Origin of the sequence: Pseudomonas sp. MF6776, from assembly GCF_016613125.1 — a bacterium.
Classification (GTDB): domain Bacteria; phylum Pseudomonadota; class Gammaproteobacteria; order Pseudomonadales; family Pseudomonadaceae; genus Aquipseudomonas; species Aquipseudomonas iridis.
The window spans coordinates 20,236-44,480 of sequence record NZ_JAENSQ010000028.1; the positions used below are offsets into that span (position 1 = coordinate 20,236).

A 24,245-nucleotide genomic window follows, 5' to 3' on the forward strand; every position below is an offset into this window, starting at 1 on the left:
GGCCGGGTTTCGGTACTGGCGTGAGGCGGGCGCTAGTATAAGCGGGATGCACGCGCCGTCCCGCGCTGCGGACTGCACGGGTGGTGATTGTTCCTGACAGAAATTTCTCTATTTACCTGCGACTAATGATCAACTTTCGAGAAAGCGGGAAATTGACTACTTAGATCAGCGCATCGGCTGGCGAGCATCTCCTTTAAAAGGTTCACAGGCTTACTCAATTGTGCGCGATGGGCGCACAACAAATTCAGCGGAGCGCGCTCACACAGCAGCTCTGGCAACAGCACTTTGAGGCGCCCGGCGAGAACATCGGCGCCCACGTCCAGCCAGGATTTATAGGCAATCCCGGCACCTGCCACGGCCCACAGACGTACCACGTCGGCGTCGTCACTGAAGCGGTCACCCGTGACAGTAAGGCTTACTTCGCGCTTGCCGTCAGTGAAGCTCCAATGGTCATGAACCCGACTGCCGAGCATGAACAACAGGCAATTGTGCTGGGCCAGTTGTTCGAGCTGCCGCGGTTCGCCGTGCTGCGCCAGATACGCCGGTGACGCGCACAACACGCGGCGGTTGTGCGGCGCGATCGGCAAGGCAATCAGGCTGGAATCTTCCGGTTCGCCATACCGCAGGGCAATGTCCACCGGTTGGCGAAACAGGTCGGCAATGCGGTCGCCGAGCAGCAAGCGTACGGTCAGTTTCGGGTGCTCGCGCTGGAACTCGTCGAGCCACGGCAACAACAGGTTGCGGCCAAAGTCCGAAGGCGCCGACAGCTGCAAGACCCCGCTGACCTGATCCTGCCCGCTGGCCAGCAAACGTCGCCCCTCATCGAGATTGCTCAACGCCGCCCGAGCGTATTCGAGGAAGCCCTCGCCCTCGGCCGTCAGGCGCAAGCTGCGCGTCGACCGGGCGAGCAGGCGCGCACCGAGTTGCTGTTCGATCCGTTTCAACGCCGCGCTGGCCACTGCCGCAGACATGTCCATCACCCGCGCCGCCGCCGACAAACTGCCCAGATCCGCTGCCCGGACGAACAATTGCAAGTCATCGAAACGCAGCATGTCAGCCTCGATTATCAAAAAAACATTGAAAGAGACTGCTGTTTTAGCCGGTTTTATCTCGCAGAGAAATAGCTAATCATCAGCACCATCTTCTACTACCTGTGCGGAGCCTTCCATGAAAGCCATTGCCTATTACGCCTCACTGCCCATCAGCGACGCCAAATCCCTGCAAGACATCGATCTGCCTGAGCCAGTAGCCGGCCCGCGTGATTTGCTGGTGGAGGTCAAAGCCATTTCGGTCAATCCGGTCGACACCAAGGTGCGGCAGAATGCGGCGCCTGAGGGCGGGGCCGCGAAAGTGCTGGGCTGGGACGTGGCCGGCGTGGTCAAGGCGGTTGGCAGCGAGGTAACGCTGTTCAAGGCTGGCGATAAGGTTTTCTACGCCGGCTCCATCGCCCGCGCGGGCGGCAACAGCGAACTGCACGTGGTCGATGAGCGAATCGTCGGCCATATGCCCAAGTCCCTCGGTTTCGCCGAAGCCGCGGCCCTGCCGCTGACCGCAATTACCGCATGGGAGTTGCTCTTCGAACGCCTGCAAGTCAGCGAAGGGCAAGCCGATAATGGCCAGAGCCTGCTGATCGTCGGTGCGGCGGGTGGCGTCGGTTCGATCCTCACCCAATTGGCCAAGCAACTGACCGGTCTCAAAGTGATCGGCACCGCCTCCCGTGCACAGACCCGCGACTGGGTCAGCGAACTGGGGGCGGATCTGGTCATCGACCACAGCCAACCGCTGAGTGAAGAACTCAAGCGCGCCGGCATCAACCACGTCACCCACGTCGCCAGCCTGACTCAGACCGATCAGCATCTGGATCAACTGGTCGAAGCCCTGGCGCCGCAAGGCAAACTGGCCCTGATCGACGACCCGAAGTCGCTGGACGTGACCAAACTCAAGCGCAAGAGCCTCTCGCTGCACTGGGAGTTCATGTACACCCGCTCGCTGTTCGAGACACCCGACATGATCGAACAGCACAAACTGCTCAACCGCGTGGCCGAGTTGATTGATGCAGGCACATTGAAGACGACCGTCGGCGAGCACTTCGGCGCGATCAATGCGGCGAACTTGCGTCGCGCGCATGAGTTGCTGGAGAGCGGCAAAGCCAAGGGGAAAATTGTTTTAGAAGGTTTCTAAGGATCGGAAGATCGCAGGCTGAGGTAGCTCCTGCAGGGCCTGCGATCTTCTTTTGCCGTCAGTCAGATGCTTGACCGTTGTCACAATTGCGATCGTATTCAGGTCTACAATCGAAGCCTCTGCGATACATCTTTTACGCAAGGGAGGTCAGCAATGAAGATCCTGATAAAAGAAGTGGCAAAGTCTCAATGGCAGGTTCGACTCGACCAGCACGCCGTGACATTCCGCAGTGAGGCCGAAGCGCTGGCCTTCACTCGCACCCTCGAAGCGCGACTCTGCGCGCCCCACAAGATTCCCGATCAAGGCCAGCAACGCGCGGCCGGCTGAGGTTCAAGCCTCGGCTTGGGCCTGAGCCAAGGCTCGGGCTCGGGCATTTTGCAGACGTCGGGTGAGCATCGCGACGCTGACCACCAGAAAACCGCACATGCTGATGACGATAGCCATCGGCACGGCTGTGCCATCGTGCAATATCCCCACCAGTGCCGAGGCGCCGGCCGCGACACTGAATTGCATGCAACCGAGCAACGCTGACGCGCTGCCGGCGCGCGCGCCCTGTCCGTTCATCGCGCAGGCGGCAGCGTTGGGACTGATGCAGCCGAGGCTGGACACGCAGATGAACAATGGAATCAGCAACGGCCAAAGCGCATTGGTGTGCAAGGCGCTGACGGCCAGCAATGTCAGCCCGGCAGCCAGGTAAACCCAGACCGCACGCGACAGCAGAAACGCCGGGCCACGCTTGGCCAACAACCGCGCATTGACCTGCGCCACCAGAATGAACCCCGCCGCGTTCGTACCGAACAGCCAGCCGAAATGCTCGGCCGGGACGCCATACAGTTTGATGAAGATGAACGGTGAGCCGGCAATGTAAGCGAACATTCCGGCGATGGCGATGCCGCCGGTCAAGGCATGGCCGAGGTAAACCCGATCCTTCAGCAGCCGTCCATACTGGCGCAGTGCACCGGACAGCGGCTGGCGCGGCATGTCCGCGGGCATACTTTCCGGCAGACCGAGCGCCACAGCCAAACCTGCCAACGCGCTGAACCCGGTCAGCACCAAAAAGATCGACTGCCAACCCGTGGTGTTGACCAACAGCCCGCCGAGCATCGGCGCCAGTATCGGTGCCAGGCCCATCACCAGCATCAACTGCGAGAAGACTTTTGCCGAGTCCACGGCGTCGCATTTATCGCTGACCACCGCCCGACCGATCACCATCCCTGCACAACCGCCCAACGCCTGCACGAAACGTGCGCCGATCAGCCATTCCAGGTTCGGTGCATAAGCGCAGGCCAGTGATGCCAGCGTGAACAGCGCCAGACCTATGAGCAACGGAACCCGTCGACCGAAGCGATCGGCCACCGGGCCGTAAGCCAGCTGGCCGATGGACAGACCGAGAAAATACGCTGCCAACGTCATCTGCACATGTTTCTCGTCGGTGCCGAACGCGAGCGCCATCGACGGAAATGCAGGTAAATAGAAGTCGATCGCCAACGGACCGAAAGCGGTCAGGGCTCCGAGAATCAGAATGGTACGAAAGTTCATCAGGCATCCACGTTGGCAGGTCGGCAGCCCGACAGTCTAGCCGGGCATGGACGCCTTGAACATTCCGATAGCTGGCTAACAATTAAAAACCGAGGATCAGAAGATCAAGAGATCGCAGCCTTCGGCAGCTCCTACAGGGGATTTGCTTTGCTCTTGTAGGCGTTGCCGAAGGCTGCGATCTTTGGCTTTTTTCAGTTAAGAACAATCAGGCGAGTTTTACCGCGTAACCTTCTTCGCTGATGATCTCGATGACCTGCTCGGCACTCAAAGTACTTTCGACGCCGACCTCTTTTGCGGCCAGGTCAACGCGCACACTGGCCGCCGGATCCTTTGCCTGGACGGCTTGAGTGACGGCTTTGACGCAGTGACCGCAGGACATGCCTTGAACATTGAACACTTGCATGGGATGACTCCTTCAGTGAGGTTGCCGGCAGTTTCGAGCTTGCCACGATGGCAAGGTCAAGTTCTTGAATAAACTGCCGGGCTGGCAATCGGCGTCGCGCTCGGCCAAGCTGCATCCATCAATGATATGAATTCAGGAGATTCAGCCATGCGCTGGTCAGCTTTCAGCCTGTTGGGCTTTCTCGGCCTCTTTGCCGCCATCCCTTCGGTGCACGCCGCAGGTGAAGACTATGGCGTGCTGATCATTTCCCGCGAGCGTCTTGAAGTAGCGACCTCCTGCGAAATCGGCGTGTACATCCAGGATCAACTGTCGGCGCGGCTGTTCCAGGAACAAAGTGCCTCGTTCAACCTGCCGCCAGGCACCGTGTCGTTGCGCCTGAAATTGCTGCCGGGGCAAGTCGTCGGTTGCAGTCCGGGATTGCTGGCGCCGGGCTCGCAGGAAATCAAATTGCAGTCCGGTGAAATCCAGAAGTACCGAATCGCGATGACGCAGGAAGGTATGTACCTCAAGCGCGCCGACCTCGGTTACTAAGCAAACTCATGTGGGAGCGAGCCTGCTCGCGAAAGCGGTGTGTCATGCAGCACGATATTGACTGACATGACGCCTTCGCGAGCAGGCTCGCTCCCACATTTTGGTTTTGCGACCACATCAAGATTGGCGCTTGACCTTGCCCGCATGGCAAGGTTGATCCTGTAGGCAACTTCTACAGGGAGCGTGAACGATGTCCGAATCCATCACTTTCGATCTGCCGATTGCCGGCATGACCTGCGCCAGTTGCGCCGGGCGTGTCGAACGGGCCTTGAGTAAAGTCAGCGGCGCCAGTGCCGTCAGCGTCAACCTCGCCACCGAACAGGCCCGCGTGAAGGCGCCCGGGGACAGTCTGCCAGCGTTGATGGACGCCGTTGAACGTGCCGGTTACAGCGTGCCGCAACAGACCCTCGAATTGAGCATCGACGGCATGACCTGCGCGTCCTGCGTCGGTCGTGTCGAGCGCGCCCTGAACAAAGTCCCCGGGGTGAAGAGCGTCAGCGTCAATCTGGCCAACGAACGCGCTCACCTCCAGTTGCTCGGTCAAATCGATCCGCAGGTCCTGCTCGACGCGGTGAGCAAGGCTGGTTACGCCGCCAGCGTCTGGCAAGCCGAACACCCTCAAAGCGATAACCAGCAACAGCGTCTGCAACGTGAGCGCTGGGCACTGATCTGCGCCATCGCCCTGGCCTTGCCGCTGGTGTTGCCGATGTTGCTGCAACCGTTCGGCATCCATTGGATGCTCCCGGCCTGGGCGCAGTTTGCCCTCGCCACCCCCGTGCAATTCATCTTCGGCGCGCGGTTTTACGTGGCGGCATGGAAAGCCGTGCGCGCCGGGGCCGGCAACATGGACTTGCTCGTCGCCCTCGGCACCAGCGCCGGTTACGGCTTGAGTCTCTACGAATGGGCCACCGCCGCCGGGCGCATGCCGCACCTGTATTTCGAAGCGTCGGCGGTGGTCATCGCGCTGGTCCTGCTCGGCAAATATCTGGAAAGCCGCGCCAAACGCCAGACCGCCAGCGCCATCCGCGCCCTCGAGGCTTTGCGTCCGGAGCGGGCGATTCAAGTGATTGACGGCCGCGAACAGGATGTCGCCATTAGCGCGCTGCGCCTCAACGATCGGGTGTTGGTCAAACCCGGCGAGCGCTTCCCGGTCGACGGCGAAGTGCTGGAAGGCCAAAGCCACGCTGACGAAGCCTTGATCAGCGGCGAGAGCCTGCCGGTGCCGAAACAGCCCGGGGACAACGTTACCGGCGGCGCCATCAACGGTGAAGGCCGGCTGCTGGTGCGCACCACCGCCCTCGGCGCGGAAAGCGTGCTGGCGCGCATCATTCGCCTGGTAGAAGACGCCCAAGCGGCGAAAGCACCGATCCAGAAACTGGTGGATAAAGTCAGCCAGGTGTTCGTCCCGACCGTGCTGGTATTGGCCTTGGCGACACTGGTCGGCTGGTGGCTGTACGGCGCGCCGTTGGAGACAGCGCTGATCAACGCCGTCGCGGTATTGGTGATCGCCTGCCCCTGCGCCCTCGGCCTCGCCACACCCACCGCGATCATGGCCGGCACCGGGGTGGCGGCGCGCCACGGCATTCTGATCAAGGACGCCGAAGCCCTGGAACGCGCCCATGAAGTCAGCAGCGTGGTGTTCGACAAAACCGGCACGCTGACCTCCGGCACGCCGCGCATCGCGCACTTCAGTGCCGTCGACGGTCATGAAGATCATCTGCTGCAACTGGCCGGCGCCCTGCAACGCGGCAGTGAACACCCGTTGGCCAAAGCGGTGCTCGACGCCGCCGCTGAACGCGACTTGAGCGTGCCGGACGTCAGCGATAGCCAGTCGCTGACCGGTCGCGGCATTGCCGGCAATCTCGACGGTCGGCGTCTGGCATTGGGCAATCGGCGAATGCTCGAAGAAAGTGGCCTGAGCGCAGGTGACCTGGCTGAATCGGCGAAGACCTGGGAAGCCGAGGGCCGTACGCTTTCGTGGCTGATCGAACAAAGCCCCGAGCCCCGTGTGCTGGGCTTGTTCGCGTTCGGTGACACCTTGAAGCCCGGTGCGCTGGAGGCGGTGCAACAACTGGCCGCACGGAATATCCACAGCCATTTGCTGACCGGCGATAACCGGGGCAGCGCGCGCGTGGTGGCTGAGGCTTTGGGCATCGACAACGTCCACGCCGAAGTTCTGCCTGCCGACAAAGCCGCCACCGTCACCGAACTGAAAAAAACCGGCGTCGTGGCGATGGTCGGCGATGGTATCAACGACGCCCCGGCGCTCGCGGCGGCCGACATCGGCATTGCCATGGGCGGCGGCACCGACGTCGCCATGCACGCGGCGGGCATAACGCTGATGCGCGGTGATCCTCGGCTGGTGCCGGCGGCACTGGAAATCAGCCGCAAGACTTACGCGAAGATTCGCCAGAACCTGTTCTGGGCCTTCGTCTACAACCTGATCGGCATTCCGCTGGCGGCGTTCGGCTTTCTCAACCCGGTGCTGGCCGGCGCGGCGATGGCACTGTCGAGCGTCAGCGTAGTGAGCAATGCGCTACTGTTGAAAACCTGGAAACCCAAGGATCTGGAGGAGCATCGATGAACATCGGCCAAGCGGCCCGGCAAAGTGGCCTGAGCGCGAAAATGATTCGCTATTACGAGTCGACCGGCCTGCTCAAAGCGGCCCATCGCACCGACAGCGGCTACCGGGTCTACGGCGCTGATGACTTGCACACACTGGCCTTCATCAAGCGTTCGCGAGACCTCGGTTTTTCACTGGAAGAAGTCGGCAAGCTACTGACGCTCTGGCAGGACCGTCAACGAGCCAGCGCCGATGTGAAGGCACTGGCGCGTCAGCACATCGACGAGCTGAACCAGAAGATCCGCGAACTCGGCCAGTTGCGCGACACGTTGCAGGACCTGGTCGAGCACTGTCAGGGCGATCATCGCCCCGACTGCCCGATCCTCAAGGAACTGGCGTCGGGCTGCTGCGCGCAACCCGCCCGCGCCTGAGCGCCAGCCCCTTCACCGTCAGCAACGTGCCGAGTGGAATGCCGTGGAACAACATGACCACGGCACCCGGCGTCCACCATGCGTAAAACGGTGCGGCGATCAGCATGCCGACGCCGAACCCGGTCATCTGCAGTAACGTCAAAAAGCTGAAAATCGGCAGGCGCAAATGCTCGGGCTCGCGTTGCAGGCGCGACATCAGACCAACCTCGGAGAAGCCGTCACCCAGCCCCGCCGGCAACGAAAACAACAGCAGTCCATACAGGCTGTGTTGCTGGAACATCAGGATAAAACCGCAGGACATCAACGCCACCCCGAAGAAAAATCGACGCTCCAGATGAATGTTGTCCGAGCCTTTCAAACGACTGGCGATCCGCGCGCCGAGCAGTTTGCCACTGGCCCACACCGCCAGCATCAGGCCCAGGGTTGTGCTCGCTGAATCCGGTGACAGCAGTTTGGAAATGATCGGAAATCCGACGTTATGTGCGGCGCTGCCCAAGGTGTCGGCCATCGTCACTGCGAGCATCGCCGCAATCACCGGAGCACTGCGCAAACCTTGCTTGAGGGCCGACCACTCGCCGCGCTCGGACGCTGGATTAACAGTCGCAGGTGCGAAACGCAGCGGCACAATCATCAACGCCGCCAGCAAATAGGTCAGCGCGTTCAGGGCAAATACCGTTTCGAAACCAAACCCCGCCACCAGCAACCCCGAGACCAGACTGCCACCGACCATGGCTGCGGAAGAAGCCGAGGTGATCCAGGCGTTGGTCTTCAGCAACTGCGACGGCTCGATCAGCCGTGGTAACTGACTGTTGAGACCGATGGCAAACATCGAATTGCCCAAGCCCAGAGCGAAGGCGATCACCGGCAACAGCAGCGCTTGCTGACTGACCGGCACGATCAGCAACAATCCGAGCACGCCGGCGCGTAACAGATCAAACGCGATCAGCGGCAGACGGCCGCTCCAGCGTCTATAAAAACGCGTGCCGATCAGACTGGCAAAAATCCCGCCCCCCACGCGGCTCGCAAGGAAAATCCCCACGCTCATGGCGCTGTTGCTGAGCAGATAGACGTAGGTAGCCAGCGCAACCATGTTGAGGAAGGCGCCGAAATCGGAGATCAGCCGGGCCGTGATGATGAAGCGGGTGTTGGCGTTCACATACGATCCTTGTAGGTCAGCAGCATCAAATATGTTTGTGGTTGCTTATGGGAATGTATCGGGCACAAAAAACCCGGCCGAAGCCGGGTTTCTGTTCAAGCAATCACTGCATCCACGGGGGAGGCGGTGGCTCGTCCGACTTGCCCTTCGGCTCGTCATCCGCCGCACGAATCGCTTGCTTGCGCTCCTCATCGAGTCGCGCCGCTTCGATCTCGCGCAGAATGCCGCCAACATCCGCCTGCTCTTCCGGATCGTCGAACTCACCGGTCAGCACGCTGGCCGGGTGCAAGGTGCCGGCTTCGTACAACGCCCACATTTCCTTGGCGTATTTGGTCTTCTTCAACTCCGGGGCAAAGCGTCCGAAGTACGAAGCCATGTTGCCAACGTCACGCTCGAGCATGCTGAACGCGTGGTTGTTGCCCGCCGCGTCCACTGCCTGCGGCAGATCGATGATCACCGGCCCGGTTGGCGTCAGCAGCACGTTGAACTCCGAGAGGTCACCGTGCACCAGACCGGTACACAACATCAGCACGATCTGCGAAATCAGGAGCGCGTGATACTCACGCGCCTGATCCGGCTCCAGCACCACGTCGTTCAGACGCGGCGCGGCATCGCCGTACTCGTCGGCCACCAGCTCCATCAACAGAACGCCTTCAAGGAAGTCGTACGGTTGCGGAACCCGAACGCCAGCGCCAGCCAGCCGGAACAGCGCGGCGACCTCAGCGTTCTGCCAGGCGTCTTCGGTTTCTTTCTTGCCGAACTTCGAGCCTTTGGCCATCGCTCGAGCCTGTCGGCTGTTGCGAACCTTGCGACCTTCCTGATACTCGGACGCCTGGCGGAAACTGCGTTTGTTCGCCTCCTTGTAGACCTTTGCGCAACGTAACTGATTGCCGCAGCGCACCACATAAACAGCTGCTTCTTTACCACTCATCAGTGGGCGCAGCACTTCGTCGACCAGACCGTCCTCGATCAGGGGTTCAATGCGTTTTGGAGTCTTCATCAGCTTTTATTGTGGGTCCTTTATTACCAAACACGCGAATGTCACTCGTTATACGGCAATCCTCGCGCTTCGGGGAGGGGTTGCCGACCTGTGAACCTCATGAATGCACACACTGTGCCGAAAAATCGACCGCAGCGAATCATAGCTGAGCCGGTGGTAAATGTTGGTAAACGGTGTTGAGGGCATTTGCGACAGAATCTGACATCGCGTGTTCAAGCCCTCTCCCGGAGGAAGAGAGCTAGGGTGAGGGGCTCTTCTAGCGCTCAATAATCGCAGTAACACCTTGCCCCCCCGCCGCGCAGATCGAAATCAACCCCCTTCCCTGCCCCGCCGCATCCAGCAACTTCGCCAGATTCGCGACAATTCGCCCGCCGGTTGCGGCGAACGGATGCCCCGCCGCCAGTGAGCTGCCTTTGACGTTGAGGCGACTGCGGTCGATAGAACCCAGCGGCGCATCGAGCCCCAGACGGGTTTTGCAGTACTCGGGATCTTCCCAGGCCTTGAGCGTACACAAAACCTGCGCGGCAAACGCCTCATGAATTTCGTAATAGTCGAAATCCTGCAAGCTCAGGCCGTTGCGCGCCAGCAACCGGGGTACCGCGTACACCGGCGCCATCAACAGGCCTTCGGCGCCGTTGACGAAGTCCACCGCCGCCGCTTCGCCATCGCGCAGGTAGGCCAGGATCGGCAAACCACGCTCCTTCGCCCATTCCTCACTGCCAAGCAGCACCACCGACGCACCGTCCGTGAGGGGTGTGGAATTACCCGCCGTCAGCGTGCCTTTGGCGCTTTTTTCGAACGCCGGTTTCAGCGCGGCGAGTTTTTCCAGGGTCAGGTCCGGGCGCAGGTTGTTGTCACGGGTCAGGCCGAGGAACGGCGTCATCAGATCGTTGTGCCAGCCTTCACCATAAGACGCGGCCAGTTTGTGATGACTTTCTAGGGCCAACTGATCTTGATCTTCGCGAGCAATATTCCAGGTCTGCGCCATCAACTCGCAGTGTTGGCCCATCGACAGGCCCGTGCGCGCTTCGCCATTGCGCGGAAACTCCGGGATCAGGTGTTGCGGGCGCAGTTGCAGAAACGTTTTCAGTTTTTCGCCGGTGGTCTTCGCGCGGTTGGCTTGCAGGAGGATTTTGCGCAGGCCTTCGCTGACGCTGATCGGCGCGTCGGAGGTGGTGTCGACACCGCCGGCAATGCCGCAATCGATCTGGCCGATGGCGATTTTATTGGCCACCAGCAACGCCGCTTCCAACCCGGTGCCGCAGGCTTGCTGGATGTCATAGGCCGGGGTGGCTGGTGACAAGCGTGAGCCGAGCACGCATTCGCGGGTCAGATTCATATCCCGTGACAATTTAAGCACCGCGCCCGCCACCACTTCGCCAATGCGCTGGCCGTGCAGGTTGTAGCGTTCGATCAGGCCTTCGAGGGCTGCGGTGAGCATCGCCTGATTACTGGCCGCGGCATAAGGGCCATTGGAACGGGCGAAAGGAATACGGTTACCGCCGATGATCGCGACGCGGCGCAGCTGACTCATGAAAAGCTCCTGTCTGGATTTCCAGATTCACATAGCCCTCTGTAGGAGCTGGCATGCCAGCTCCTACAGAGGCGTTGGTCTACTCTGCTGTTCTAGCGTAGGCCTTATTGCGTGGATCGAACGATTGATTGCCTTGGGCAGTCCACACTTTGAACCCCAACTTCTGGAGAGCGTTCCATGTCTGACCGCTATATCGACTTCGCCAACTCGTCCATCGGCCATCGCCTGGTCGGGGCTTTGGGCCTGCCGTCGCCGGTGCGACTGGAACGCTGGCAGGCCGGGCGCCTGCGGCCGGTGGACGGTGCGCTGCTGATCGGGGGTGGCCCGCTGACCGAGCGCATCAGTGCTTTCGCCAACCGTTTGACCGAGGGGATTTACCGTTACGGCGAGCAACCGGCGAAGGCCACTGAGTGGATTCCGGGCCTTGGCCCAAAACTCAAAGCCGTGGTGTTCGACGCCAGTGACTTGCAGCACACCGACCAGCTCAAACAGCTGCGCGAGTTCTTCCAGCCCCTGATGAAAAACCTTGAGCACAGCGCCCATCTGGTCATTCTTGGCCGGGCGCCGGAAGGCTTGCGCGATCCGTTCGCGGCCAGCGCCCAACGTGCACTGGAAGGTTTCTCCCGTTCGCTGGCCAAGGAATTGCGCAGCGGCGGCACGCTGCAACTGATCTATGTCGGCGAAGGCGCCGAGGATCAACTGGAAGGGCCGCTGCGGTTTTTTCTTTCGCCCAAAAGCGCTTTTGTCTCCGGGCAGGTGATTCGCCTGACCGCATGCGAAAAACAGGTGACCGACTGGACACGGCCACTCGCCGGGCGCAAGGCGTTGGTCACCGGTGCGGCGCGCGGTATTGGCGCATCGATTGCCGAGACCCTCGCGCGCGATGGCGCTGACGTCATCCTGCTCGACGTGCCACCGGCCAAGTCCGATCTGGAAGCCCTCGCCGCACGCCTGGGTGCTCGCAGTATCACCCTCGATATCTGCGCCGAAGACGCCGCCGCGCAGTTGATCGAACAGTTGCCGGACGGCCTCGACATTCTGGTGCACAACGCCGGGATCACCCGCGACAAGACCCTGGCCAACATGACCCCGGAATTCTGGGACGCGGTGCTGGCGGTCAACCTCAACGCCCCGCAGGTACTGACCAAGGCCCTGCTCGACAGCGGCACCTTGCATGACGATGCGCGGGTGGTCCTGCTGGCCTCGATCAGCGGCATCGCCGGCAATCGCGGGCAAACCAACTATGCCGCGAGCAAGGCCGGTTTGATCGGCCTCGCGCAGGCCTGGGCACCGACGTTGCAGGAGCGCGGCATCAGCATCAACGCCGTGGCCCCGGGTTTTATCGAAACCCAGATGACCGCACACATCCCGTTTGGCCTGCGTGAAGCCGGCCGACGCATGAGTTCGCTGGGCCAGGGCGGCTTGCCGCAGGACGTCGCCGAAGCCGTGGCGTGGCTGGCGCAACCGGGCACCGGCGCGTTCACCGGGCAGGCGCTGCGCGTCTGTGGGCAAAGTGTTCTGGGGGCATAGGCATGAGCATCGAATGGCACACGCTGGACCGCGAACCGAGTCTGCCCGGGCTGTACGCGCGGGCCGCGACACGACGCAAAATCACCGGCACGCAACTGCCCGACAGTGGTTTGCGCTGCGGGATCGATGTCGACGGCAAACGGCTGGCGGACTATCGCAAGGTCTGCGGTTTTAACGACGATGGTCTGCTGCCGCCGACTTATCCACACATCCTCGCGTTTGCCTTGCAGATGCAATTGCTGACGGCCAAGGACTTTCCCTTTCCCCTGCTGGGGTTGATTCATTTGAGCAACCGCATTCGCGTGCTGCGGCCGATGGGCGGGATCAGTCGGGCGCAAGTCAGCGTGCGCGTGCACAACCTGCAACCGCATCCCAAGGGGGCGACGTTCGATCTGTTGACCACCCTGGACGATCAGCTCGGACCGCTGTGGGAAGCCGAAAGCCAGATGCTCTGTCGCGGTGTGAAACTCGACGGTGAGGCCGTCGAGCAACATTGGGAACCGTCGCAAGCGCTGACTGAAGTGACGCACTGGAAAGCACCGGCAGACATCGGCCGGCAATACGCCAAGGTGTCCGGTGACTACAACCCGATTCACTTGAGTGCGGCCAGCGCCAAGCTGTTCGGTTTCCCCACGGCAATTGCCCATGGTTTGTGGAACAAGGCACGCACACTCGCGGCATTGGCGGATCATTTGCCCAAGGCCAATTTCGAAGTCACCGTGCACTTTCGCAAACCGGTGCGATTGCCGAGTGAAGTGACATTGCTCGCGAGCGAGGCAGGGTCCAGCGGCCAATTGCGACTGGTGGGCGCGGGGGACCTTGAGCACATGGTGGGTAATTGGCAGCCGACTGCCTGAATGCCACTTCGATCGTGTCGGGGGGCAAGCCTGTAAATTGTGTATATATCACTTAAGTTTTTCCGCGCTCTGCCCCCCGCTCCGACAAATCCCCAGCCTTGATTTTCAAGGCTTTTTTTGTGCGTTTATATCGTGGGTATTAGTCCTTAGGCGCTGAACAGCACCTTATATATAAAGGCGTTAATACCAACTTGAGAATGGTGCGAACCCTGCCCCCGGACTGAGATTGACACAACGGACGAGGCATCACCGACAGCAGATCGGCGAGCCATCGAAGACAACGAACGTTGTGACTGGTGCAAGGAATACGATCATGAAAACTCAAAACGTGTGGTGCAAATCGGCAATCGCTCTGGCATTGATGCTTTCCCTCGGCCTCACCGGTTGCAGCAGCGGCGGTGGCGGCCACAAGAGCACTCCCGGCAGCTCTTCTTCGGGCAGCACCGCTGGCACCGATGGGACTGGTGGAACGGGTGGAACAGGTGACACCGCCGGAACGGGTGGCACTGGCGGCACTGGCGGCACTGGCGATACCGGAGGCACTGGCGGCACTGGCGGACCCGGTGATACCGCCGGCACGGGTGGAACCGGGGGCACGGGTGGCACGGGTGGCACTAATCCTACCAATCCGACAAACCCGACAGATCCAACCAATCCAACCAATCCAACGAACCCGACAGATCCAACCAACCCGACTAATCCCCCACCAGCGCTGGTGACCACCACCCTCGTGCAGGATGTCGGTAAAACAGTCAGCGGCGTCGGCGATGGTGTCGGCCAGATTGGCGACTCTCTGAGCGGCGTGCCAGTCGTCGGCGGCGTAGTGCAGAGCGCGGCCAACACCGCTGGCAACGTCGTCACCACACTGGGCGATGGCGTAACCAACGGCATCGGTAAACTGGCGACTGATCCAAAAGGCCTGACCACCACCGTCTCTTCAGTCGGCGGCGTTGTGCAGGATGTCGGTGACGGCGTCTCCGATCTGAGCGGCAAACTGGCGACCGCAACCAATCGCGTCCCGGTGGTCGGCGGCGTGGTCACCAAAGTGGCTCCGTTGCTCGATGGCGTCGGCGAGAAAGTCACCATGCTCGGCGACACGTTGAACACAACACTCAGTACCGGCCCAACCAGCCAACTGACCAACACTGTCGGCGGCAAACTGGTGCCGGTGATCGCCATGGTTGAAAGTACTACGGACAAAATCGGTAGCGCCACCGGCCTTGGCACTCCGCTCAAAGGTGTGATCTCGCAAGTCGGCGGCGCGGTGAATGGCTTGGGCGGCAAGGTCACCGACGCCGGTCATGGCAATGCCTTGACCAACACCCTCGGCGGTGCGCTGAGCAATACCGGCACAGCCGCTGGCAAGGCCGGTGGCCTGGTGTCCAACGGCACCGGCTCGGGTACCGGTGGTATCGGCGGTGTCGGGGGTATCGGCGGTGCTGTGGGTGGGGCGGTCAGTGGTGTCGGCGGCGCGGTCGTGGCTGTCGGTGGCGCTATCAGTGGCGGCAGTGTCGGTGGCGGTGGGGTCGGTGGGGTTGGCGGCGCTCTGGCCGGCACTGGCCTGCTGCAAACCGTCGGTGGCGCAGTGGCCAACGTCGGCGCAGGCTTGAATGCCGGCAGCACCAACGGCGTGGTCAGTGCAGGTGGTGTCGCGGCGGGTGGTTTGGGTAATACCATCGCTTCGCTCAACACTGCACTTGGCGGATCGGGCACACCGATCACCGCTCCGACTTCAGCACTGGCCACCGTCGGCGCCACTGTGGGTGCTGGTCTGAACCCGGTTACCAGCGCTGTCACCAGCCTGACCCAAAATGTCGGCGCCACCACCGGTATCTCCGCACCTGTGGCCGGTCTCACCACCCAGGTCGGCGGCGCAGTCAGCAACATCGGCAACACGATCGCTGCCACCAACAACCCGGTCACTACAGCCGTCGGAGGTCTGGTCAACAACGTGGGGGCTACCGTCGGCGCCGTCGGTGGGCTGGTCAATGGCGGTGCCGGTGCAGGCACCACCGGCGGCACCACAAGTGGTGGGCTGGGCGGTGTGCTCGGTGGTTTGACCGGCGCTCTGGGAGGCAATAAACGCTAAATTGCACCTGGCCGATTCGACGGCCTTACCTACAGCGCCTACGCTTGGTTGAGGGCGGAAGATTCCCACGAGTCTTCCGCTTTTTTCTTAGGAAAAACCAGCCCCTTGCTGTGTTCTGACCATGGAGTGTCCTATGCGCGTTATGGCATCCCTGCTGTTCCTCAGTCTCAGTTCCGCCGCCCTCGCCGACACCCTGCCCAGCTTTCTCAATAGCAACGAAACCATCCGCAACCTGCCCGTGCCGAATCTGCCGGCGGACGCCTATCGTCCGAGCGCCGCGCCGCTGCAAGTGCCTGACCCCGGCGCCGCCGCGCAACCGTTGCAAATGGAGACCAGGATCAATCTGAGGACCGTGCAGATCGAAGGCGGAACGATTTATCCGCTCAACGAACTGGCCGAAGTCTACAAGCCGCTGATCGGCCGCCAGACCCGCCTCGCCGACCTGATCGAAGCCACGCGCAACATCACCCGACGCTATCAACAGGACGGCTATCTGTTGTCCTACGCCTTCCTGCCGCAACAGAATTTCGACGACGGCGTGGCGCGAGTGGTGTTGGTCGAAGGCTACGTTCGCGATGTGCAGATGCAGGGCGATGTCGGTCGGGTCAAAGGCCTGCTCGACAAACTGGCGGCGAAAATCCAGGCCGAACGGCCGCTGACCCGCAAGACCTTCGAGCGCTACACCACGCTGATGACGCGCATCCCCGGCGTGACGATTCAGGCCCAGGTGCCGCCGCCCGGCACCACTGACGGCGCGACGACGCTGATCGCCGAGGCCAGCCGCAAACCGTTCACCAGCACGCTGAGCGCCACCGAAAACAACCGTAACGGCACGCAAGCGTTGCTCGGCGTCAGCAGCAACTCGCAGACGTCCATGGGCGAGCAACTGACCCTCAGCGGCCTGTTCCCGCCGGGGGATGACCACGAACGTTACTATCGCCTCGACTACAGCCAGTTCCTCGATGCTGAAGGCACACAACTGAATCTGTCGGCCTCGCGTTATCGCGCCGACCCCGGCACCGAGGTGCTGGTCAACAATGGCGGCCGCCTCGATACCCACCGCGAAAACGACCGTTACTCGATCGGCTTCAGCGTGCCGTTGATTGCCTCCGCCAACGAACTGCTGACTGCCGGCTCGCGCCTGTACGCGGTCGACGACAAGACCCGCTACGACGGCATCAACTTTCCGTTCAGCACGGAATTTCGCACCGACATCCGCGCCCTCGCCTTCGAAGGCGACTGGCGCAAGGCCGATGCCCGCCAATTGCGCATCCTCAGCGCTGGCGTCTATCAGGGTTTCGACAGCCTGGGCGCGCATACCAACTTCGACGACATCGACCTGGACTTCTTCCGCGCGCGACTCTCCGGCGTGCAGAGCGACAAGTTCTTCGACAACTGGCAAGGCGTGCTGTCGGCGGCGTTGTACTGGAGCGACGACACCCTGCCCGACAGCGAGCGCGCCGTGTTCGGCGGGCAGAATTTCGGTCGCGGTTATCCCGATGACCAGGCGTCCGGCGACAAGGGTTGGGGGGTGGCTTACGAGGTCAACTACAGCTTCAACCGTGAAGGCAACTGGGTGCGCATCCTGCAACCGTACGTAGTGCTTGATCGCTCACGCAGCTGGTTCAATGATTTGCCGGTGCAGGCCAACAACCTGTCATCGGCAGCGATCGGGTTAAGGTTTGGTGACGCCAAGTACTACAACATTGCGTTGGAGGCGGCGAAGGCGATGTCCGATGAGGCACTGGACACCTTCAATCGCAAACCGCGGTACAGCATCAGCTTCAGTTATCAGTTGTAGGGGGGGCAGACCCATTTGCGGGGGCTGACAGACCGCCATCGCTGGCAAGCCAGCTCCCACAGGTTTTGCATCAGTCTTGAATCAGCGCATGACCTTGTGGGAGCTGGCTTGCCAGCGATGAACGATAACGCGGTGAACCTGCCGAACAGATCAGCCCCCCGATCCGCTGTCGACCTCCCCGCCCTCGTCCTGATCGAAATACTGCGGAATCTCATGCAGGTAGCTTTTCAGCCAGCGCTGCATGGCCAGTTCACGCTCGGTCGGCGTCTGGGTTTGCACCGTCGGCGAGGCAACCTTGTTGCGGCTTTGCAGCAGCAGCCAGCCTTCGGTTTCCTGTTGCTGGGCCGAGGCCGGGCCGGCGTCGATGGCGTGGCTGGTCAGCGGCAGTGCCAGCAGGCCAACAAACAAAATGGCAGCTTTCATCGCGGTCTCCTTACTTGAGCATCGCCGTGACGGCGGCGGTGGCCGGGCTCGGCACTTTGAGTTTTTCCGCGCGGCCCTGGGCTTCGCTGAACTGCGCAGGGCTCAGACCGAGACGGCTGACCAGTTCGGCGGCGCGGTTCCAGTCGTCCTGATACAGCAACAGCGTCACCAGGTTCAGCGCCGCCAATTGGTCGCTCTGCTTGAGCTCCATGGCGGTGAGGAATTCGAAGCGTGCGTCTTCAATGCGCAACTGGTTGAGGTAAACCACCCCCAAGTCGTTACGGATTTTTTCGTCAGTCGGCGCCAGGCGTGCGGCGCGTTGCAAGTGCGCCTGCGCCTGGCCGTAGTCGGACCTGGCCGCTGCCAATTGGCCCAAGCCATGTTCGGCTTCGGCGGCCAGACATGAACCGAGCAGGCTGCGATACAAAGGCTCGGCCTCGCTGCGACCGAGCAAGCGGTACGCCTTGGCCTTGCGCAGACGCACATCCGCGATGTTGTCCGGCAGGCTTTGCAGGTTGGCGAGGCTGGCGTGCAACTTGCCGTCGTTGGCCATGTCATCGGCAAGGTTCAGCGACAGCTGTTGATCGGAACTCAACTTGGCGCAACTGGCGTTACTGGTCAGCGCTTGCCACGGGTTTTGCCCGGTGTTGGCACAGCCACCGAGCATCAGCAAACAGACACCTGCAATCATTGCTTTCATCACCACTCCTTCAAGCACCCAACGCCTTCGCCAGGGCAGTGAAGCCCGGGCCGGCCAGGACAATCAATAACGCCGGGAAGAGAAACAGCATCATCACGACGGACATTTTTGCGGACATTTTCGAGATGTATTCCTGCAGGCGCGTCAGGCGCCGGTCATCAAGTAGCTGCTTGAGCGACAGCAGCGATTTCATCGCGCCGCCGCCCTGATACAGCAACTGCTGGAGGATCACGCAGGTGTCGGTGAACTCGTCGACCGCCAACAACTGCGTCGCCTTGTTGAGTTCTTCGCCCAGTTCAAGGCCAGAGTCGACCCGCGCCAGCACCAGACGTAACTCCTGGGTCAGCACCGGCAGCAACGCCTGACTTTCGTGGCTCAATACACGCAGCGCCTGCTCCACGGCCATGCCGGATTCGAAGAGGATGCGCAACAGCGGGATGAACGTGCTGATCTCGCTGGCCAGTTGTTTTTGCCGGCGAGCGACCGCGATCACCAACAGCCGTTTGGGCAACAGGTAGCCCACGCCGAGGGCGAACAGCGGCGCGATCCACTGTTTTTCCACGGCGGGGAAAAATACCGATTGCAGCAGCACCGCCAGCGCCAGCAACAACAACGGCGAGCCGATCTGGCAGGCGGCGAACAGCGAGCGCTGACGGGCACTGCGCCAGCCCAGACGGTTGAGCAGGGTCTGGGTTTCGTTGTCGAGCTTGACGCTGTGCTGGCCGACTTTGCTCTCGCCAAGCACTTGCAGCAGGTTTCCGAAGCGATTCTGGCGCAGCAGGTCGCCCTCCAGTCGCCGGCTGATCTGCTGGCTGCGGCGGCGCTGGTCCAGCAGGCTGAAAAGCAGCAACAGCGCGGCGCCAAGCAAGAGCAAGGCGCTGATCATCAGTGGCGTCGTCATAGGCTGCGCAACATCCGCCAGAGCAACAGGCTGCCGATCACCTGCATGCCGAACGCCGTGGCCAGCATCCGCTGCCCGGAAGGGTCGTGCCACATGGCGACCAGATAAATCGGATTGGCCATCAGGAAATACCCGGCCATGGTAATCGGCAGCAGGCCCAGCACCCACGCGGTGAGGCGGGTTTCGCCGGTCATCGCGCGCAATTGACGCGCAGCCTGATCGCGCTCGCGGATCATCTTGATCAGGTTTTCCAGCAGCTCGCTGGCGTTGCCGCCGTAGCGATGATTGACCTTGAGGCCGAGGGCGAACAGGCGAAACTCGTCGCGCTCATAGAGTTCGGCCAGATCCGACACGGCGTCCGGCAGGCTCACGCCCAACTGCACGCTGCGCTGTACACGGCCCATGGCATCCTTGAGCGGATCTTCACTGGCCTCGATGGCACCGAGCACCGCATCGGCCAGGGTACGTCCGGACTTCAGGCTGCGTACGGTGTAGTCGAGCAGTTGCGGCAATTGTTCGATCATTCGCCGCAATCGCCTTTGGTAGCGCCAACTGACGTACAACCGCACGGCCACTGGCGGCAATACCAGCATCACCAGTAGGCCGATCCATCCGGCGAGCGCCAGACTCAGCACGATGGCGAACATCCAGAGCAGGATCCATGCACCAAGACGCTCGGTCGGACGCCCCAGGCCTGCGCGCAAGAAAGCACGTTCAAGGCCCGCCCAGCCGGGTTTCGGCGAGAGGCCCTGCGGCTGTCCCTCGTTCAATCGTTCCATTACTCGAGTGGCACCACTCAAGTGCCATGCCTTATAGAACAAACGCATGGATTGCACGAACAAAGCCAGACTGAGCAAGTACAGCAACAGCGGTTTAAGCATGCTGTGGGCCCTCAGTGCGCGAGCATCGGTTCACGGCGCAACTTGTCGCCAGCCGGGTTGAGCGCCTCGCGCATGAAGCCGAAGCCTGTGCGGCGGTCGAGACGGAACAGTGTGTTGGTGACGTAGACGTCCTCGCGCACGCCAACCACTTCCACCACCTCGCTGACGCAGCGACGGCCGTCCGGCATGCGCGTCAGTTGAATCACCACATCCAGCGCGGCGCAAATCATCTGGCGCAGGGTGCGTTCGGCGATGGTGCGCCCGGTCAGGCCGACCAGGGTCTCCAGACGCAGCAAGGCGTCCTGGGCATTGTTGGCGTGCACGGTGCTCATCGAGCCGTCGTGACCGGTGTTCATCGCCGTCAGCACATCGACCACTTCAACGCCGCGAATCTCGCCAAGGATGATCCGGTCGGGACGCATGCGCAGAGCGTTGCGGATCAGGTCGCTGGCTTTCACCTCGCCATGGCCTTCGGCGTTTGGCGGCCGGGTTTCGAGGCGCACGACGTGAGGATGACCGAGCTGCAGTTCGGCAACGTCTTCGATGGTCACCAGACGTTCATTAGGATTGATCAATTGACTGAGGATGTTCAGCAAGGTGGTTTTGCCGGTGCCGGTGCCGCCGCTGATAAGGATGTTGCAGCGCTTGCCCACCGCCTCCTGGATGAAGTCGAAGATCGCCTGATCGATGGTTTGCATTGCCATCAAGTCAGTGCTCTTGAGCATGTCCTTGCGAAATTTGCGGATCGACAGGCACGGGCCGTCGAGAGCAATCGGCGGGATGATGGCGTTGACCCGACTGCCATCGGGCAGGCGTGCATCGACCATCGGCGACGACTCATCGAGACGCCGACCGAGTGGCCCGAGAATGCGCTGCATCACCCGTTCAACGTGGTGCGCATCAATAAAGCGCAGGTCGCTCAGGTGCAGCACGCCGTCGCGTTCGATGAACACCCGGTGCGGGCCGTTGACCAGAATTTCGGTCACCGCGCTGTCGCGCAGCAGCACTTCCAGCGGGCCGAAACCGGTCAGTTCATCGACGATTTCTTCGGCCAGGCGCTCCATCTCATAACGGGAAATCGCCAGATGCAGGCGTGCGATGTATTCGGCGACCTTGTCGATGACGAATTGCGAAAGCACCTGCCGCGAGCCTTCCAGCAGGTTTTTCCCCGACTCTTCGATAGCGTCGATGATGTAACGGTGCAGCACCAGTTTCAGGCCATCGTGATCGGTGTTGCCGGACGCGGGGCGCTGCGACCCGCCGAACAATTGCTCGCCGTTCATGAGGTGCCTCGCAAGCGGTCGAACCAGCTGACTTTGGGTTTGGCCAGGCCTTCGGAGCGTTTCGCCAGGCGTTCGCCGAGGCTACGCAGGCTCTGGCTGATGGCCTCACGCGGGGCCAGTTCGAACAGGCTGACGCCCTGGTTTTTTGCGTTTAGACGAATCTCCGGGCTGTAGGCGAGCACCGCGATCACCTCCAGGCCGAAGGTCTTGCCGAGGGTGTCGGAATCCGGCGCGACGTTGCGCAGGTAGCGATCCACCAGCAACCGGCCATGGTCGAGTTTCATGCCTTTTTCGCGCCACAGATTGAGCACCGCGAGGTTGCGCCGACAGTCGAGAACGTTCTGGTCGGTGTACCAGATCAGCTTGTCGCAATGGCTGACGAAGGTGCGCAGCGCTTCGCTGTCGGGCTGGCCGGTGAGGTTGACCACGATGTGCTGGAAGTGCTGGCGCAAGGCGCTGAGCAACATGTACAACTCGGCGGCGCTGGTGCGCTCCAGCGGCTCGTCGCCGTTGGCGTAGGCAAGAATGCGCAGGCCCGCTTCGGCGCTGGTGAAGGCGCTGTCGATCAGGGTCGTATCGAGCCGCCGCAAGTGGCGCAGCGCGTCGCCGAAATGGAACGAACTCTCAAGCCCCAGCAAGGCCAGACTGTCGCCGCGCGGCAGGCCCAGATCGAGCAGCAGGGTTTGCTGGCCGCTCTTCTGCACCACCAGCGCCATGTGGTTGGCGAGCAGTGCGCCGTCGGCGTTGCTTTGTACGCCGTAGAGCACCGTCAAACCACCGAGCTGAGTGCTCGGCGTCACCGCCGGCAGACGTTTGCTCAGGCGTCGCACCAGCCCGGCAACTTCGCTGGAGCGTGAACCGTAGGCGACAAAATCCCGCGCGCCGGCGCGCATTGCGTTGAGCACCAACTGATTGTCCATGCCGTCACCGAGGGCGACGATGGCGAGCATCGGCTTGGCTTCCAGCACTCCTTCGATCAGGGCGCTTTGCGCCACCAGATGATCACGATCAAGTCCCACGAACACCAGGCTGGCGAAGGTCACATCGACCAGCGCCAGCAACTCGTCAAGGCTGCCGCCACCGGCGCTGACCACCTGACCGAGTGGCGCCAGCGCGCCTTGCAGCCATTCAAGGTCGGTGTCGTTGCGGGTGATGGCGAGGAAGGTCTGACTCAGGTTCTGGCTCATTGCGATAATCCGCTGCGTTTATCGAAGTTGCCGTTTTCGAGGAAGTACAGGCGATACCAGTTCGGGTCGTAGTTGCGCAGTTTCTCCCCCGGCAGCGAAGGCAGCGGTGCATTGGCAGCCAGTGGCTGCACCAGGTGCGGGGTGACGATCATCAGCAACTCGCGCTCTTCGCGATTGATCGACGAGTTGCGGAAAAATGCGCCCAGGACCGGGATGTCGCCAAGGCCGGGAAATTTATTCACTTCAGAGGCGTTGCGCGTGCTGATCAACCCGCTGATCACAAAGCTTTCACCGTCGGCCAGAGAGATGCTGGTGTCGGTGCGGCGGATGTTGAACGCCGGCACTTTGGTGCCGCCGATGGTCACGCCATTGTTGTAGTCCAGCTCGCTGACTTCAGGGGCGACTTTGAGCGCGATGCGGTTGTTGCTGACCACGGTCGGCGTCAGCGTCAAACGAATACCGAACTCCTTATATTCGATGGAGTAACTGTTGCTGTTGGCGCTCGGCACCGGGATCGGAATCTCACCGCCAGCAAGGAAGCTCGCGCTCTGCCCGCTCAGCGCTACCAGGCTTGGCCGCGCCAGGGTGTAGGCAAAACCGCTGCCCTCCAGCGCATTGACGATGCCAAGAAATTTGCTGCTGCCGCCGCCCCAGACAATGTTGAACGCGTCGTTGACCAACGGAATGCTCGGTGCAATGACCGGCACCGTACCCGGCCTGACTACGGTGCCCGGCACCGTGCCCGGGCCGCCGAACAGGAAGTTGTTGGAGCCTTTACCGTAGATCGAGGTGCCGGCTTCTTTCAGTTTGGATCGGCTGACTTCGACAAAACGGATGTCGGTCTGCACTTGCGAGGGCAGGTTCGGGTCATCGGCCGGCAGTACAACAGCGGTCATCGCCGCGCTGGCCTTGCCCTGCACAAACACCATGCTTTGGCGCGGCGCGCTGGCGCAGGCACTCCAGATCATCAGCGTGGTGGCACCGGGCGCGACGCCGGTGAGCAACACGCCTTGATCGCCGGTCACGCGCACATCGGCGATTTTCGGGTCACCCACCGCAACCCGAGTGATGGGCACGGGTGATTGCAGCGCCTGTTGCAGGCCTTCGCCGACTTCCAGCGTCGCCGGCAACGGACCAAGTGCGGCACAGTTGCTGGCTGCGGCGCCTGCACTTGAGATCGAGGCGATGCTCAGCAGCGCAGCTCGAAAAAAAACATTGAACAGGGGCGTAAAGCGTTTGCGCATGTAAAGGCGTC

The 24,245-nt window shown here is 61.6% G+C and carries 22 protein-coding genes; 9 read left to right on the forward strand and 13 right to left on the reverse strand.

Annotation, left to right across the window (positions count from 1 at the left end; genetic code table 11):
* Positions 1-122: 122 nt before the first annotated feature.
* Complete coding sequence (locus JJD74_RS24220; protein ID WP_042557516.1) at positions 123-1,052, reverse strand: LysR family transcriptional regulator; 930 nt, start codon at positions 1,050-1,052, stop codon at positions 123-125.
* Positions 1,053-1,167: 115 nt separating this feature from the next.
* Here JJD74_RS24220 and JJD74_RS24225 point away from each other — a divergent pair, with 115 nt between their 5' ends.
* Positions 1,168-2,181 (forward strand): zinc-binding alcohol dehydrogenase family protein, encoded by a 1,014-nt coding sequence (locus JJD74_RS24225; RefSeq protein ID WP_200616992.1) that lies wholly within the window; start codon positions 1,168-1,170, stop codon positions 2,179-2,181.
* Between the two features lie 153 nt (positions 2,182-2,334).
* Entirely contained in the window at positions 2,335-2,508 is a 174-nt protein-coding gene (locus JJD74_RS24230; RefSeq protein ID WP_164488104.1) for a hypothetical protein, read from the forward strand.
* Positions 2,509-2,511: 3 nt separating this feature from the next.
* Here JJD74_RS24230 and JJD74_RS24235 read toward each other — a convergent pair whose 3' ends face one another.
* Both JJD74_RS24235 and JJD74_RS24240 read right to left on the reverse strand, forming a co-directional pair.
* The gene (locus JJD74_RS24235; RefSeq protein ID WP_042557514.1) at positions 2,512-3,720 is read right to left on the reverse strand and encodes a multidrug effflux MFS transporter; all 1,209 of its coding nucleotides are present in this window, start codon (positions 3,718-3,720) and stop codon (positions 2,512-2,514) included.
* Positions 3,721-3,925: 205 nt separating this feature from the next.
* Positions 3,926-4,123: a cation transporter gene (locus JJD74_RS24240; RefSeq protein ID WP_042557513.1), complete on the reverse strand. Its 198-nt coding sequence runs from the start codon at positions 4,121-4,123 to the stop codon at positions 3,926-3,928.
* A 147-nt stretch (positions 4,124-4,270) separates the two neighbouring features.
* Between JJD74_RS24240 and JJD74_RS24245 the strand changes: the two genes are divergently transcribed.
* From JJD74_RS24245 to cueR, 3 genes are all read left to right on the forward strand, one after another.
* Positions 4,271-4,654, forward strand: coding sequence for a hypothetical protein (locus tag JJD74_RS24245; protein ID WP_042557512.1), 384 nt, complete (start codon positions 4,271-4,273; stop codon positions 4,652-4,654).
* A gap of 190 nt (positions 4,655-4,844) precedes the next feature.
* Positions 4,845-7,238, forward strand: a complete 2,394-nt coding sequence (locus JJD74_RS24250; RefSeq protein WP_200616993.1) for a heavy metal translocating P-type ATPase — start codon at positions 4,845-4,847, stop codon at positions 7,236-7,238.
* Complete coding sequence (cueR, locus tag JJD74_RS24255) at positions 7,235-7,648, forward strand: Cu(I)-responsive transcriptional regulator (RefSeq protein ID WP_047299627.1); 414 nt, start codon at positions 7,235-7,237, stop codon at positions 7,646-7,648. The genes JJD74_RS24250 and cueR overlap by 4 nt, the downstream gene beginning before the upstream one ends.
* Here cueR and JJD74_RS24260 read toward each other — a convergent pair.
* The 3 genes from JJD74_RS24260 to JJD74_RS24270 all read right to left on the reverse strand — a co-directional run bounded on the left by JJD74_RS24260 (position 7,602) and on the right by JJD74_RS24270 (position 11,338).
* Positions 7,602-8,804 (reverse strand): MFS transporter, encoded by a 1,203-nt coding sequence (locus JJD74_RS24260; RefSeq protein ID WP_200616994.1) that lies wholly within the window; start codon positions 8,802-8,804, stop codon positions 7,602-7,604. The genes cueR and JJD74_RS24260 overlap by 47 nt on opposite strands.
* A 103-nt stretch (positions 8,805-8,907) precedes the next feature.
* Positions 8,908-9,804, reverse strand: coding sequence for a PA4780 family RIO1-like protein kinase (locus JJD74_RS24265; protein ID WP_200616995.1), 897 nt, complete (start codon positions 9,802-9,804; stop codon positions 8,908-8,910).
* A gap of 256 nt (positions 9,805-10,060) precedes the next feature.
* Entirely contained in the window at positions 10,061-11,338 is a 1,278-nt protein-coding gene (locus JJD74_RS24270; protein WP_047299623.1) for an acetyl-CoA C-acetyltransferase, read from the reverse strand.
* 177 nt (positions 11,339-11,515) lie between these two features.
* Here JJD74_RS24270 and JJD74_RS24275 point away from each other — a divergent pair, with 177 nt between their 5' ends.
* The 4 genes from JJD74_RS24275 to JJD74_RS24290 all read left to right on the forward strand — a co-directional run bounded on the left by JJD74_RS24275 (position 11,516) and on the right by JJD74_RS24290 (position 17,615).
* Entirely contained in the window at positions 11,516-12,868 is a 1,353-nt protein-coding gene (locus tag JJD74_RS24275) for a 3-oxoacyl-ACP reductase (protein ID WP_200616996.1), read from the forward strand.
* Between the two features lie 2 nt (positions 12,869-12,870).
* Positions 12,871-13,725 carry a MaoC family dehydratase gene (locus tag JJD74_RS24280; RefSeq protein WP_200616997.1) on the forward strand — a complete coding sequence of 285 codons (855 nt, stop codon included), beginning with the start codon at positions 12,871-12,873 and terminating at the stop codon, positions 13,723-13,725.
* Between the two features lie 313 nt (positions 13,726-14,038).
* Positions 14,039-15,814, forward strand: coding sequence for a collagen-like triple helix repeat-containing protein (locus tag JJD74_RS24285; RefSeq protein ID WP_200616998.1), 1,776 nt, complete (start codon positions 14,039-14,041; stop codon positions 15,812-15,814).
* Between the two features lie 133 nt (positions 15,815-15,947).
* On the forward strand, positions 15,948-17,615 hold the full coding sequence (locus JJD74_RS24290; protein WP_200616999.1) for a ShlB/FhaC/HecB family hemolysin secretion/activation protein: 1,668 nt from the start codon (positions 15,948-15,950) through the stop codon (positions 17,613-17,615).
* A 150-nt stretch (positions 17,616-17,765) separates the two neighbouring features.
* On the opposite strand, the gene JJD74_RS24295 is transcribed toward JJD74_RS24290, so the two are convergent.
* The 7 genes from JJD74_RS24295 to JJD74_RS24325 are packed head-to-tail and all read right to left on the reverse strand — an operon-like array spanning position 17,766 to position 24,234.
* A complete protein-coding gene (locus tag JJD74_RS24295) occupies positions 17,766-18,038 on the reverse strand; it encodes a DUF3613 domain-containing protein (RefSeq protein WP_042557502.1) in 273 nt (90 codons plus the stop codon).
* 10 nt (positions 18,039-18,048) lie between these two features.
* The gene (locus tag JJD74_RS24300) at positions 18,049-18,738 is read right to left on the reverse strand and encodes a tetratricopeptide repeat protein (RefSeq protein ID WP_042557501.1); all 690 of its coding nucleotides are present in this window, start codon (positions 18,736-18,738) and stop codon (positions 18,049-18,051) included.
* Between the two features lie 10 nt (positions 18,739-18,748).
* Positions 18,749-19,639 (reverse strand): type II secretion system F family protein, encoded by an 891-nt coding sequence (locus JJD74_RS24305; protein WP_042557500.1) that lies wholly within the window; start codon positions 19,637-19,639, stop codon positions 18,749-18,751.
* Entirely contained in the window at positions 19,636-20,520 is an 885-nt protein-coding gene (locus JJD74_RS24310) for a type II secretion system F family protein (protein ID WP_200617000.1), read from the reverse strand. Before JJD74_RS24310 ends, JJD74_RS24305 begins: the two co-directional genes overlap by 4 nt.
* Before the next feature lie 11 nt (positions 20,521-20,531).
* On the reverse strand, positions 20,532-21,803 hold the full coding sequence (locus tag JJD74_RS24315) for a CpaF family protein (protein ID WP_115145880.1): 1,272 nt from the start codon (positions 21,801-21,803) through the stop codon (positions 20,532-20,534).
* The gene (locus JJD74_RS24320) at positions 21,800-22,990 is read right to left on the reverse strand and encodes a pilus assembly protein (protein ID WP_200617001.1); all 1,191 of its coding nucleotides are present in this window, start codon (positions 22,988-22,990) and stop codon (positions 21,800-21,802) included. The genes JJD74_RS24315 and JJD74_RS24320 overlap by 4 nt, the downstream gene beginning before the upstream one ends.
* Complete coding sequence (locus tag JJD74_RS24325) at positions 22,987-24,234, reverse strand: type II and III secretion system protein family protein (protein ID WP_200617002.1); 1,248 nt, start codon at positions 24,232-24,234, stop codon at positions 22,987-22,989. Before JJD74_RS24325 ends, JJD74_RS24320 begins: the two co-directional genes overlap by 4 nt.
* Between the last annotated feature and the right edge of the window lie 11 nt (positions 24,235-24,245).

Excerpts from the sequence above, each read along its gene's own strand:
- JJD74_RS24220 (WP_042557516.1), bottom strand. The coding sequence starts at position 1,052 with ATGCTGCGTTTCGATGACTTGCAATTGTTCGTCCGGGCAGCGGATCTG.
- JJD74_RS24225 (WP_200616992.1), top strand. The coding sequence starts at position 1,168 with ATGAAAGCCATTGCCTATTACGCCTCACTGCCCATCAGCGACGCCAAA.
- JJD74_RS24230 (WP_164488104.1), top strand. The coding sequence starts at position 2,335 with ATGAAGATCCTGATAAAAGAAGTGGCAAAGTCTCAATGGCAGGTTCGA.
- JJD74_RS24235 (WP_042557514.1), bottom strand. The coding sequence starts at position 3,720 with ATGAACTTTCGTACCATTCTGATTCTCGGAGCCCTGACCGCTTTCGGT.
- JJD74_RS24240 (WP_042557513.1), bottom strand. The coding sequence starts at position 4,123 with ATGCAAGTGTTCAATGTTCAAGGCATGTCCTGCGGTCACTGCGTCAAA.
- JJD74_RS24245 (WP_042557512.1), top strand. The coding sequence starts at position 4,271 with ATGCGCTGGTCAGCTTTCAGCCTGTTGGGCTTTCTCGGCCTCTTTGCC.
- JJD74_RS24250 (WP_200616993.1), top strand. The coding sequence starts at position 4,845 with ATGTCCGAATCCATCACTTTCGATCTGCCGATTGCCGGCATGACCTGC.
- cueR (WP_047299627.1), top strand. The coding sequence starts at position 7,235 with ATGAACATCGGCCAAGCGGCCCGGCAAAGTGGCCTGAGCGCGAAAATG.
- JJD74_RS24265 (WP_200616995.1), bottom strand. The coding sequence starts at position 9,804 with ATGAAGACTCCAAAACGCATTGAACCCCTGATCGAGGACGGTCTGGTC.
- JJD74_RS24270 (WP_047299623.1), bottom strand. The coding sequence starts at position 11,338 with ATGAGTCAGCTGCGCCGCGTCGCGATCATCGGCGGTAACCGTATTCCT.
- JJD74_RS24275 (WP_200616996.1), top strand. The coding sequence starts at position 11,516 with ATGTCTGACCGCTATATCGACTTCGCCAACTCGTCCATCGGCCATCGC.
- JJD74_RS24280 (WP_200616997.1), top strand. The coding sequence starts at position 12,871 with ATGAGCATCGAATGGCACACGCTGGACCGCGAACCGAGTCTGCCCGGG.
- JJD74_RS24285 (WP_200616998.1), top strand. The coding sequence starts at position 14,039 with ATGAAAACTCAAAACGTGTGGTGCAAATCGGCAATCGCTCTGGCATTG.
- JJD74_RS24290 (WP_200616999.1), top strand. The coding sequence starts at position 15,948 with ATGCGCGTTATGGCATCCCTGCTGTTCCTCAGTCTCAGTTCCGCCGCC.
- JJD74_RS24295 (WP_042557502.1), bottom strand. The coding sequence starts at position 18,038 with ATGAAAGCTGCCATTTTGTTTGTTGGCCTGCTGGCACTGCCGCTGACC.
- JJD74_RS24300 (WP_042557501.1), bottom strand. The coding sequence starts at position 18,738 with ATGAAAGCAATGATTGCAGGTGTCTGTTTGCTGATGCTCGGTGGCTGT.
- JJD74_RS24305 (WP_042557500.1), bottom strand. The coding sequence starts at position 19,639 with ATGACGACGCCACTGATGATCAGCGCCTTGCTCTTGCTTGGCGCCGCG.
- JJD74_RS24310 (WP_200617000.1), bottom strand. The coding sequence starts at position 20,520 with ATGCTTAAACCGCTGTTGCTGTACTTGCTCAGTCTGGCTTTGTTCGTG.
- JJD74_RS24315 (WP_115145880.1), bottom strand. The coding sequence starts at position 21,803 with ATGAACGGCGAGCAATTGTTCGGCGGGTCGCAGCGCCCCGCGTCCGGC.
- JJD74_RS24320 (WP_200617001.1), bottom strand. The coding sequence starts at position 22,990 with ATGAGCCAGAACCTGAGTCAGACCTTCCTCGCCATCACCCGCAACGAC.
- JJD74_RS24325 (WP_200617002.1), bottom strand. The coding sequence starts at position 24,234 with ATGCGCAAACGCTTTACGCCCCTGTTCAATGTTTTTTTTCGAGCTGCG.